Genomic DNA, 11,625 nt, shown 5'->3' with positions numbered 1-11,625 from the left:
CGACCAATGTCCTCGCAAACCCGAGGTCAATCAAGGAATTGTTGGCGCAACCGGGGTTTCTTTGCGCCTGCCGCATCTGCTATGCCGCGCTGCAACATGAAACCTGCGAGGAGCGAGCATGAGCGCCACCGCCCGCAAGAAAGCCCCGAACGCCGAGGATATCCGCGCCCGGAAAGGTACTGATCCTCTGGTCTCGTTGACCGCCTACACAACACCGATGGCGCAGTTGATGGATGCGCATTGTGACTTCGTTCTGGTCGGTGACAGCGTCGGCATGGTGTTGCACGGGTTGACGTCGACTCTTGGTGTGACGATGGAGATGATGATCATGCACGGCCAGGCCGTTGCCCGTGGTCTGGACAAGGCAATGATGGTGATCGACATGCCTTTCGCCAGCTACGAGCATGACCCGGCTCAGGCATTCCGCAATGCAGCCCGGCTGATGTCGGAAACAGGAGCTGGGGCGGTTAAGCTGGAAGGTGGCTTCGAGATGGCTGAAACCATCCGGTTTCTGGTCAAACGCGGGATCCCGGTGATGGCACATATTGGCCTGACACCGCAGTCGATAAACACTTTGGGTGGCTATAAGGTACAAGGGCGCGACGAACAGGCCGATGCCGTATTGGCCGACGCCCGGGCCGTCGCCGAAGCAGGCGCGTTTTCGGTCGTGTTAGAGAAAGTTCCGCAGGGTTTGGCAAACCGAATTACCGCTGAGATTGCGATCCCCACAATTGGCATTGGTGCCTCGGCCGGGTGCGACGGGCAAATTCTGGTGGTGGACGATATGCTTGGCTTTTTCACCGCCTTCAAACCGAAATTCGTCAAACGCTATGCTGATCTTGGCCCGTTGGCCGAAGCCGCCATTGCTGAATACGCAGCCGAGGTTCGTGCGCGAAGCTTCCCGGCAGACGAACATGTCTTTGCCGATGCCGTACCCGTCAAAGGACCCAAGTCATGACCGCGCCTATTCTGCGTCGACTGGCAGACTTGCGTGCGCTGACTCGTGATTGGCATCTGAATGGTGAGGTGATCGGAATTGTCCCCACCATGGGTGCGCTGCACCAGGGGCATCTGTCGCTGGCCGAAGCCGCGAAGACGGCTTGCGACCGGGTGATCGTGACGATCTTTGTAAACCCCAAGCAGTTCAACAACCCCGAAGACCTCGCCAACTATCCGCGCACCGAACAAGAAGACGCAAAAAAACTCACGCCTTACAACGTCGATGCGATTTACACGCCCGACCCGGATGAGATTTACCCAGATGGCTTCGCCACCACAGTCTCGGTCTCGGGTCTGACCGTCGCGATGGAGGGAGAATTCCGCCCGGGTCATTTCGATGGTGTGGCAACAGTTGTCGCCAAGCTGTTCCTGCAAACGCAAGCGGATCGAGCCTATTTCGGGGAAAAAGACTATCAGCAGCTTATGATCGTCCGCCGGATGGCCCGCGACCTCGATATTCCGATCGAGGTGATTGGTTGCCCCACGGTGCGTGAACCTTCGGGCCTCGCAATGTCTTCGCGCAATCAAAGGCTATCCGAGGATGGTCTGGCCATCGCAGCCGAAAAACATCGTATCATGCGTGCAGTTGTTCAGGCGCTGGAAAACGGCGAAGAATTCGAAGCTTTGGCTTCTCAGGCACAGGCCGATCTTTTGGCCGCCGGCTTCAACGAAGTGGAGTATCTGCAACTACGCTGCGCTGAAACGCTGGAGCCTATGACCCATGCCAAACGACCCGCACGACTGTTTGCGGCAGCCTTGGTCGACGGCGTGCGGCTGATCGACAATCTACCGGTGTCTCCGGTCTGATTTCCCCTCTGGTACGTTTGGTTGTGTTTGCGCTAAAGTCCTGCAAAACCAAAGCGGGAGGGGCGCAGGAATGACCTATATACTGGCAATCGATCAGGGCACCACATCGTCTCGTGCAATCCTGTTCGACGCGCAAATGCAGCGCGTCGGCACTGCGCAGCACGAGTTTACACAGCATTTCCCACAGGAAGGCTGGGTTGAGCATGATGTCGAGGAGATATGGGACAGCGTTCTGACGGTTTGCCGTGAAGTGATGCAAACGACAGGTGTATCCGCGGCACAGATCGCTGGTATCGGGATTACCAACCAACGCGAAACCACTGTCATCTGGGATCGCGCCACTGGGGCCCCCATTCACAACGCAATCGTCTGGCAGGACCGTCGCACCGCTGAGATTTGCGAGCGTCTTCGCAAAGCCGGATGCGAGGATGACGTAACTGCCCAGACCGGTCTGCTGCTAGATCCTTATTTTTCAGGCACCAAGGTCAAATGGTTGCTTGATACCGTCCCCGGCGCACGCGACCGTGCCGCCGCCGGAGAGCTGCTGTTCGGCACAATCGATACCTTCCTGATCTGGCGACTGACAGAAGGGCGCGTGCACGCCACCGATGCCACCAATGCGGCCCGCACATTGCTATTCGATATTCACAAAGGGGAATGGAGTACCGAGATCTGCGACTTGCTGGACATCCCCCAAGCTTTGTTGCCCGACGTGCGCGATTGCGCCGCAGACTTCGGATCGACCTCACTGTTTGGCGGTAACACTCCAATTCTCGGCGTGGCGGGGGATCAGCAAGCTGCCACCATCGGACAGGCCTGTTTCCAGCCGGGCATGATGAAATCCACCTATGGCACGGGCTGTTTCGCACTACTCAACACCGGTACGCAGCCAGTTGAATCGAAAAACCGGCTGCTAACGACAATTGCCTATCAGTTGGACGGGCAGAAAACCTATGCGCTTGAAGGCTCGATTTTCATTGCCGGTGCGGCGGTGCAATGGCTGCGCGATGCGTTGCAAATCATCGAAACCGCACCGCAAAGCGGTGAACTGGCCGCCAAAGCTGATCCAAACCAGCACGTTGTTCTCGTCCCTGCCTTTACTGGGCTGGGCGCGCCTTATTGGAAACCCGATTGCCGGGGCGCAATCTTTGGCCTGACTCGCAATTCAGGCCGCGCCGAAATCACGCGCGCCACGCTGGAAAGCATCGCGTTCCAGACCCGCGACCTGTGGCACGCCATGCAGGGCGATTGGGGCGCAGAGACTGACGTGATCCTGCGCGTCGACGGCGGAATGAGCGCCTCGGACTGGGCCATGCAGGGGCTTTCCGACATTCTGGGCGCCCCGGTCGACCGCCCGGTGATGCAGGAAACCACCGCGCTTGGTGCCGCATGGCTGGCGGGCATGAAAGCGGGTGTCTACCCGGATCAGGCCGGATTCGCCGAAACCTGGGATCTGGACCGGCGGTTTGAGCCTGCAAAACCCGTTGCTGACCGAGACGCGGCCTATTCGCGCTGGCAACGCGCGGTTCAGGCGGCCATGGCGTTCTAACTGTGGTCCTTCATCAAGCGCTGTTTCTGCCGTGACCAGTCGCGCTTGGCCTGCGTTTCGCGCTTGTCGTGCAGCTTCTTACCTTTGGCGATGCCGATCTTCAGCTTCGCCCGACCCTTGTGATTAAAGTAAAGCACCAGCGGCACCAGCGTCATGCCTTTGCGTTGGGTCGCGTTCCACAGGTTCGACAGTTCCTTGCGTGACACCAGCAGTTTACGGCGGCGGCGTTCTTCATGTTTGAAGACCTTGGCCTGCTCATAGGGCGCGATATAGCTGTTGATCAGCCATAGCTCTCCGTCATCAACCGACGCATAGCTTTCAGCAATGTTCGACCCACCGGCACGCAGGGATTTGACCTCGGACCCTTCCAGGACAATACCGCATTCGAGATCGTCTTCGATCGCATAATCGAAGCGCGCACGCCGGTTTTCGGCGATCACTTTGTAATTCGGGTCAGTGTTCTGCTTCTGCTTGGCCATGACGCGTTGATGTATGCCGCTTGCGTCCGCCTTGCAAGGCAGGGTTATGAATTGGCCGAGATTATCAGGTCAGGTCCAAATATCGTGTCAGCGTGATTGTGCAGATAAATCTTGAGCCACGGGGTAAAACGGTCGGGGTGCCGCTTCACCTCGGCCAGCAGATCGTGGTAATCGACCCAGCGGATATCCATCACTTCTTCCGGGTTAGGCTCGATTTTCAAGGCTCCACGCACATGGGCCAGAAAGACGTCGACCACCTCGTTCTCGACCATTCCGTTGCCGACATCGGCGTGATACTCCAATCGATGCCGGTATTCGGGGTAAAGTCCGGTGATGCCCAATTCTTCGCGCAGGCGCCGGACGGCACAATGCGAAGCGCTTTCGTCCCAATCCGGATGCGTACAACAGGTATTCGCCCATAGACCCGGCGTGTGGTATTTGCCCATCGCCCGGCGTTGCAGCAATATCTCGGTCCCGCGCACGGCAAACACGGACACAGCCTTGTGTCGCAGCCCCTTTTCATGCGCCTCCAGCTTGTCGACGGGTGTCAGTTCGCCCTCAACCCAAGCCGGGATCAAGATTCCCATCTGTCGTCTCCTGTTGGCGATCTCCGGTGCACATGGCCTTACCGGTTTTCCCCAAAGTGGCGCTGATTACAATGTCAATCAATCGCACGAAAGGCCGCAGGGGCTGCGGCATTTCGAAGTTCGTCTGTAAACCTGTTGGCGGAGTTACTCTCCCGAAACGCTCACGATATAGGCGTAAACGTCTTCGGCGCCTTTCTTCAGCTTGAAGGTCATTTTCGACTTGGCCGAGGTTTCCCCCAAATAGTCTTTCAAGAATGCTTTGGGGTCTTGGGCGTAGGCCACGAAAGTCTCTTCATCCCAGACCAGCCCATTTTCGCCCGCGGCCACGATGCTATCGCCGTATCTGAAGCCTTCTTCAGTGCCGGCGGTGCGGCCTGCGATTCCGTACAGGTTCGGACCCGTCTTACCGCCCTTAACGATAACTTCACCCGCAGGGTCAGCAATCATGTGACAGGATTTACATTTATTGAAGGTCTTCTTACCCGCTTCGGCATCACCTTCTGCATAGACAGGAAGGGCCAGCAGACCGGCAATTGCGGTGGCAAGGATACGATTCATAGCTTTTTGCTCCGATATGAATTGGCTGCACCGAATGGATCGCTGGCACAGCAGAGAGTCAACGCGCAGATTGCCGCGCGACGGCACTGTGTCACAGGCGATCGGTGTCGTACTTAACCGAAGTCATGTAACTGCGACCAGCAGGGCAGCAGGTCGCCAGCGCGGGGGGAAGCCAGATAGATAGCCCGTGCAATCGCGCGCGCAAGACAGATCGAGGCCGCATGGCCGATCATCGCCATCGCCTCGGGGCCAATCGTGCGCGCGCCGGTGCTGAGACCAAATACCAGATCTCCATCGCCAGGCGTGTGCGCAGGAACAATGGCACGGGCGATGCCGTCATGGGCTGCTACCGCCAGACGCTGGCATTGCGGTTTGGTCAGCGCTGCATCAGTTGCAACTATAGCAATCGTGGTGTTTGCGCGATCTGGCGGAGCAGAATGCATCATCTGCGCCTTACGGCTGACAAGAGAGGAACCAAGACCCGAGGTCGGATCTGGCCCCAATCCACCGAACTCGCCATCGATCTCAAACGGCGCAGCCCAAAAATGCCGATCACCCGGTGTGGTTACGCTGCCAAGCGGATTGGCCGCCACCAGCGCGCCGACGGTTACGCCACCCTCAAGCTTTAACGAAGCCGAGCCTAAGCCACCCTTGTGCATCGCGGCCAATGCGCCGGTACCAGCCCCCACCGAGCCCAGTTCAAATTCTGGTGAGGCGGTCAAATACGCAGACTTCCCCAGATCGCGATAAGGATTTTCGGTCCAGTTCTTATCTCCACCATTGAGTAGATCGAACAGAATCGCGCCCGGCACGATGGGCACGACGGCCGAACCGACCTGAAATCCGCGCCCCTGAGCGCGCAATGCGTCTGAAACGCCCGAGCACGCATCCAGTCCAAAGGCCGAGCCGCCGGACAAAGCAATCGCGTCGACCCGATCAACAGTTTTGTCGACCGCCAGAAGGTCGGTCTCACGCGTGCCGGGGGCGCCGCCCATCACATGAACCGAAGCTATGAACGGGTTGTCCGCCGTCAGGACAGTTGTGCCTGATTTAAGCGTATCATCGTGCGCATTGCCAACCTTGAGGCCAGCGACATCAGTGATCAGGTTTCTGGGTCCGGGGTTCATTTTCGTCTCGCACACTGGGCCGGAAATCGCGATGGCGCGCGCTGCCTCCGGCGGAGATATTTATGGCCAGATGAAGGGCGGATCAGATGCATCGGCCTCCGTCCACTTCCAGGGCTGTGCCGGTGATCATGCTGGCCTCGTCCGAGCAGAGGAAACAGGCGGCGTTTGCCATATCTTCGGGGGTTGAGAAGCGACCAAGCGGGATCGTCGACAGGAATTTGGCGCGGATTTCCGGGGTGTCTTCACCCATGAAGGATTTCAGCAGCGGGGTTTCACCCGCCACCGGGCAGATCGCGTTGACGCGCACGCCCGAAGGGGCAAGTTCGACGGCCATCGTCTTGGTCGCGGTGATCATCCAGCCTTTGGAGGCGTTGTACCAGTTCAGATTGGGCCGCGGCGACAGGCCTGCTGTTGAGGCCACGTTCAGGATCGCCCCCGCGCCACGTGCCTTCATCTGCGGAACAAAGGCGCGCGCGGTCAGGTAAACGGATTTCATGTTCACGGCGAAGACGCGGTCGAATTCATCGTCATCGACGTCCTCAAGTGGGGCCGGCAAGTGCGTCACGCCCGCATTATTCACCAGAATATCAAGCTTTCCGAATTCTTCCGACACAGCATGTGCCATGGCCTGAACCGATGCCGCATCCGAGACGTCAACGCGCTGTGCGATGGCATTCGTGCCGACCGCAGACGCCATGTTGGAAGCCGCTTCGCCATTGATATCTGCGATCATCACGCGGGCACCTTCGGCCAAGAATTTTTGCACAATCCCTGCGCCGAACCCGGATGCGCCGCCGGTTACGATGGCGGTTTTTCCCTCAAGCCTCATGGCTTTACCTCCCCTGCGTCTTGCACCGGCAGAGTAGCAACGTGCAGCGAAACTGCCAGATCAATCTTCGGACACTTTGCCTCGCAGGGCTTTGACATCCGCGCGGGCTTTCTTAGCAGCAAGCCTTCGCTTGACCGAACCATAAGTGGGTTTGGTCGCGATCCTGCGCTTGGGATTGACCAAAGCCCGCGTGATCAGTTCAGCCAACCGGGCGCGCGCGATGTCGCGGTTGCGGGCCTGCGAGCGTGTTTCTTCACATTGAATGATGATCGCGCCGTCCTTGGTCCAGCGACGTCCGGCCAGCCGTTTCAGACGTGTCTTGACCGGATCAGGCAAGGAAGGTGAGCGCGCGGCCTCGAACCGCAGCTCAACGGCGGTGGAGACCTTGTTGACGTTCTGCCCACCCGGACCAGAGGACCGCACGAAGCTTTCGGTCATTTCCCAGTCTTGCAGGGCGATATCGTCGGTGATGCGCAACATGGATCGGACCTTACAGGGCGCAGTTGAAAACAAAAAGGGCCGCCCCGGCGGGACGGCCCTTCGAAAGTTCAGGAGGTTGGGTCGGTTAGATCAATCGACCAGCCGGAGCGAGCGCTCCGCCAAGGGCTGCCTTAACAGGCGATCCCCCCGGTTGTTCCAACACCTCTCTCCAATCTCTTTCTCGACACTGGATCACCTCCTTTTCTATCTGTTGCGGTTAATTTTGAGCCTGACACAAGATGCGCCAATCTCAAAGCACTTTTTTATGCAGGCTGCGCGGCGGTCAAACGGGCAACAATCACCTTGAACGGAATCAGGGCGATTAGCGCCAGCGACAGTTTCACCAGCCAGTCGGCGAAGGCCAGCGTTACCCAGAGCGGGGCCATCGGGCCGCTTAGCATAAACGGCACAGGCTCCCACGCCCAGTTGATCGCTGAATCTGCATTGGCACCAAAGACGGTAACTGAGGCCGAGAACGCAAGGGTAAAGAAGATCGCGGTGTCCAGCGCCGAGCCAACCAGTGTCGACACCAGCGGCGCGCGCCACCAGCGGCCACCTCGCAGTGAGTTGAACACAGTGACGTCGGTCAATTGCGCAATCAGGAAGGCGGTGCCCGAAGCCACAGCAATGCGCAGCGGTACGGCTGCATAGGTAAACCCGTCACCCTGCAGCATGATCTGGCTGCCGATCAGCGAGCAGATGATACCGGTGACAAAACCGGCGAATACGACCTTGCGGGCCGGACCCACGCCGTAGACGCGGTTCATGATGTCGGTGACCAGAAAGGCCAACGGATAGGTGAAGGCACCCCAGGTCAATAGGCCGTCAAGGATCAGGAACTGGACCAGGATGTTTGAGGCCACGACGATCGAGGCCATGGCAAGGATGCCGGGAATATAAGAGCGTTGCATTTTCAGATGCCCGTTTTGACAAGGTAGCGGCGACTTGGCCCCAGGCTCATCCCGAGGCAGGCCGTGCGTTTAGACCTTTGTATGCGGTCTGTCAATCAGGCAGCAAGTATTCCACCAACTCGGTACGTTGCAAGGAACGAAAATTGTCGTCCGATACCATGGTTGCGCGCAACCGCCCGTTCTGATCGCGCCAGACCGAAAGACCCTCCAGATTGTCATGGGTCCCGGTAGCGGTTTCAAACAGCGTTTCTTCGGCCTTGGGCACGTCGCCAGAGATCACCCAGCGTCGCAGGCGTGAGCGGAAGCCGATGAAAGCCACCGCACGCTCTAACACATAGAGCCTCCCGTCGGGCCCGAAATCCGCTGCAACCGGTAGGAACTTTCCACGGGGCGGCAACACAAAAGGCGCTGACCAGCGTGCGCCATCCCAGCGATAGACCGGTATATCGCCTCGAACAGTGCGGGTCTTTTCGGTCAGCGTATACAACCGCCCGCGACCATCTATCGCCAGCGCTTCAAATGAGCCGTTGAGGTCCATATTCAGGAACTCTCGCGGGCGCGGCAGAACCCGTCCATTGGCGTCGGGGGCAGTGTAATGCACGACTCGGTGAACGCCTTCGAACGAGACGTAAACGCTGCCATCTGCAGCAACGGCGAGCCCTTCGGAATCCCCTGCCCTCCCCTTCAAGATACGGCCTTTGCTGGACAGAATCGGCCACTGGTCAAGGATTTGGATGTTTCTGATCGTATCTTGATCTCGTTCAATCCGCGCGGTGATCAGTGTTGACCGGTCACTGATAGCGACCATGTTCCGCCCGTTTTCAGAGATATGAATCGCCGAAAATCCACCGAACCAGTTGGCGTTGTTGCGCCAGACATAGCTGTCCAGCAGCGAAGCCTGCTTAAGCTCCACCGCCTGAACAGTCCCTGCCAGCAGAAGCGCCGTGATCAGTTGGATTGCAGAACGGCGGTACATTGCTGGGGAAGGTCCGCCATTCGATATTCACGACGCTTTTTCGGTGCTGGCGCATTTGGATCAGGTGGCGGTGGGTTCAGAATATTGCGCACCCATTGCTGCGCCTCGGCGCAACCATCACCCTTGGGTGGCGGGTCCTGATTTACACAGCCTTTCGATCCTTTCGGGCATTTCAACCGCACGTGGAAATGATAGTGATGTCCCCACCATGGCCGGATCTTGCGCAGATAGGCTTTGTTGCCCTTCTCGTCATTGCACATCTGCACCTTTGCACCTGGGAACACGAAGATCCGGGCAACGCGCTTGTCCTTGGCGGCTTCGCGCAATACCGCATGGTGCTGCTTGGTCCAGTTGCCGTTTACATACGCGCCGTTCGCGCGGCGCAAGGATATAGACGAGATATTCTCGCGTGCTTTGCGGCTTAGGCGCATGTTATCGCCCGGCAGCATCCAGATATCGATATCCAAACCCAACTGGTGCGAACGATGGCCCGAGGTCATCGGCCCCCCCCGCGGTTGGCTGATATCCCCGATATAGAGACCATTCCACCCCGGTTGTTTCGCGGCAAACCGGCTGAGATCCTGCACATAGTCGATCGCCTGAGGATGCCCCCAATTGCGATTGCGCGACAGGCGCATGGCTTGCCAAGTTGGCCCGGTTTCAGGGAGTTGCACCGACCCGGCGGCGCACCCGCGCGAATAACTGCCGAATGCGGCAGATTTTTGCTGCGACCCAACCTTCTGGGCTCCGAATAACTGTTTGGCCAAGGGCTGTGCCGTGGCCGTGCCTGCCAGTTCTATTGCGGCCAGAACGGCCAAAAAACGTAGTAAAATCATCTGCTCTGATCCCCTTCCGGTTTCACCCAGCGCATCAGGACTAGGCCCAGAATAAACAACAGAATGATCGGTGACACCCCCAGTCTTGCACTACCGGTTGCTGCTGTTGCTATTCCGATCAATAGCGGCGCTGCAAAGGCGGTCGCCCGACCCGAAAGCCCGTACAGCCCAAAACTCTCGACCGGGGTGGCGGGATCAGTATGGCGTACCATCATTGAACGGCTGGCGGATTGCAGAATACCTCCCATGCCGCCGATCAGAACTCCGCACCCGAAGAACGCCATGTCCGGCAGGCCCGAGCCTACGGGTAATGAAATTCCGTAGATCTGTGTTCGATCCATCGACACAACCGTTACGCAGACAAAGATCAGAACCCAAATCGCAACCAATATCACCGGTTTAGGGCCGTACTTGCGATCCATCTTGCCCCCGATCCACGCAAAGATGGCCGAGGCCAGAACGCTGACGATTCCAAATACGCCGATTTTTATCAGGTCCCATTCAAGCACCAACCGCGCGTAGACGCCTCCGAAACTGTATAGCCCGTTCAACGCGTCGCGATAGAACATCGACGACCCCAGATAGGTCGCCAGACTGACCCGGTGACGCAAAGCCGCCACGGACTTGCCCAGCAAGCGCAGCGCCTCACCCACGCTACCCTGTTTGTTGGTCTCAGGATCATCCCGAACCCACAGGAAATACGGCACCATGAACAACACGAACCATCCAGCGGTGAAGGGGCCGACAAACCGCGTCCCTTCACGCGTTGCCGCATCCAGCCCGAACAACGGATCCATACCAATCAAGGTCTTGCCGTCGGGCTGTTCAACAAACAGCGCCAGCATGATGGCCAGCGACAGCAGGCCTCCGAAATAGCCGAAGGCGAAGCCCGAACCTGAAATCTCGCCCACTTCTCTATCGTCACCCAGATCGGGCAGCTGAGAGTTGATGAAGATCAGTGCATATTCTGCGCCCACAAAGCCCAGACCAAAAGCCGATAGCATCAACCACATGTTGGAGCCATCGGGCATCGTGTACCACAACGCGGCAGACCCCACCGCGTACATCACCGAAAACCCGAGAATCCACGGGATGCGCCGACCCGAAACATCCGCCATCGCGCCCAACAGGGGCGCTCCGAACGCGATGATCAGCCCAGTTATGGTCAGGCAATTCGCCCAGACGGTCTGCGCCTGCGCCGCCGCAGCATCGGTGTCTAATCCAGTATTCGCATAGTATTGAGCCGCCACCCCGGCGAAATAGGGGCCAAAGACAAAGGTCACCAGCAATGTATGGAACGGCTGGCTGGCCCAGTCGAAAAACCACCAGCCCCAGATGCGCTTACGCTTGGAAATCTCCGCCATCTCTGCCCCATATTATTATTGTTGCGATCATAAGACGGGGCTTTGGGTCAATTCGCAAGCGTTCTGTTGGGGCGCACTTGCTCTTTGCGGCTGTGACGCTTAGGTCTCAGGGCAATTGACGAA

General features: G+C 58.2%; 13 protein-coding genes. 3 read left to right on the top strand and 10 right to left on the bottom strand.

All coding sequences use genetic code 11. From position 1 onward, the window contains the following. Window positions 1–118: 118 nt before the first annotated feature. From panB to glpK, 3 genes are all read left to right on the top strand, one after another. Entirely contained in the window at window positions 119–958 is an 840-nt protein-coding gene (gene panB / locus ACR0MP_RS17990) for a 3-methyl-2-oxobutanoate hydroxymethyltransferase (RefSeq protein WP_170408559.1), read from the top strand. Then, window positions 955–1,806 (top strand): pantoate--beta-alanine ligase, encoded by an 852-nt coding sequence (gene panC / locus ACR0MP_RS17985; RefSeq protein WP_170408560.1) that lies wholly within the window; start codon window positions 955–957, stop codon window positions 1,804–1,806. Before panB ends, panC begins: the two co-directional genes overlap by 4 nt. Before the next feature lie 70 nt (window positions 1,807–1,876). Then, window positions 1,877–3,355, top strand: a complete 1,479-nt coding sequence (gene glpK, locus ACR0MP_RS17980; RefSeq protein ID WP_480887495.1) for a glycerol kinase GlpK — start codon at window positions 1,877–1,879, stop codon at window positions 3,353–3,355. On the opposite strand, the gene smpB is transcribed toward glpK, so the two are convergent. The 10 genes from smpB to ACR0MP_RS17930 form a co-directional block, all read right to left on the bottom strand. Next, window positions 3,352–3,834, bottom strand: coding sequence for an SsrA-binding protein SmpB (gene smpB / locus ACR0MP_RS17975; protein WP_170394914.1), 483 nt, complete (start codon window positions 3,832–3,834; stop codon window positions 3,352–3,354). The two genes, glpK and smpB, sit on opposite strands and share 4 nt — an antisense overlap. A 44-nt stretch (window positions 3,835–3,878) precedes the next feature. Continuing rightward, entirely contained in the window at window positions 3,879–4,421 is a 543-nt protein-coding gene (gene idi, locus ACR0MP_RS17970; protein ID WP_170394917.1) for an isopentenyl-diphosphate Delta-isomerase, read from the bottom strand. A 144-nt stretch (window positions 4,422–4,565) separates the two neighbouring features. Then, window positions 4,566–4,979 (bottom strand): c-type cytochrome, encoded by a 414-nt coding sequence (locus ACR0MP_RS17965; protein ID WP_170394920.1) that lies wholly within the window; start codon window positions 4,977–4,979, stop codon window positions 4,566–4,568. Between the two features lie 113 nt (window positions 4,980–5,092). Beyond that, window positions 5,093–6,106 (bottom strand): P1 family peptidase, encoded by a 1,014-nt coding sequence (locus ACR0MP_RS17960; protein WP_170737155.1) that lies wholly within the window; start codon window positions 6,104–6,106, stop codon window positions 5,093–5,095. Window positions 6,107–6,188: 82 nt separating this feature from the next. Then, window positions 6,189–6,935 (bottom strand): SDR family oxidoreductase, encoded by a 747-nt coding sequence (locus tag ACR0MP_RS17955; protein ID WP_170408563.1) that lies wholly within the window; start codon window positions 6,933–6,935, stop codon window positions 6,189–6,191. A 60-nt stretch (window positions 6,936–6,995) separates the two neighbouring features. Continuing rightward, window positions 6,996–7,415, bottom strand: coding sequence for an alternative ribosome rescue aminoacyl-tRNA hydrolase ArfB (gene arfB, locus ACR0MP_RS17950; protein WP_170394928.1), 420 nt, complete (start codon window positions 7,413–7,415; stop codon window positions 6,996–6,998). A 263-nt stretch (window positions 7,416–7,678) separates the two neighbouring features. Next, window positions 7,679–8,326, bottom strand: a complete 648-nt coding sequence (locus ACR0MP_RS17945; protein WP_170408564.1) for a queuosine precursor transporter — start codon at window positions 8,324–8,326, stop codon at window positions 7,679–7,681. Window positions 8,327–8,417: 91 nt separating this feature from the next. Further along, complete coding sequence (locus ACR0MP_RS17940; protein ID WP_170408565.1) at window positions 8,418–9,302, bottom strand: esterase-like activity of phytase family protein; 885 nt, start codon at window positions 9,300–9,302, stop codon at window positions 8,418–8,420. After that, a complete protein-coding gene (gene mepA / locus ACR0MP_RS17935; protein WP_170737153.1) occupies window positions 9,275–10,138 on the bottom strand; it encodes a penicillin-insensitive murein endopeptidase in 864 nt (287 codons plus the stop codon). The genes ACR0MP_RS17940 and mepA overlap by 28 nt, the downstream gene beginning before the upstream one ends. Continuing rightward, the gene (locus ACR0MP_RS17930) at window positions 10,135–11,502 is read right to left on the bottom strand and encodes an MFS transporter (RefSeq protein ID WP_170737150.1); all 1,368 of its coding nucleotides are present in this window, start codon (window positions 11,500–11,502) and stop codon (window positions 10,135–10,137) included. The genes mepA and ACR0MP_RS17930 overlap by 4 nt, the downstream gene beginning before the upstream one ends. Between the last annotated feature and the right edge of the window lie 123 nt (window positions 11,503–11,625).

The sequence above is a fragment of the Ruegeria sp. K3 genome (assembly GCF_056531845.1).
Note: the sequence above shows the minus strand (reverse complement) of the source record. Positions and strands in the feature narration are given on the sequence as shown.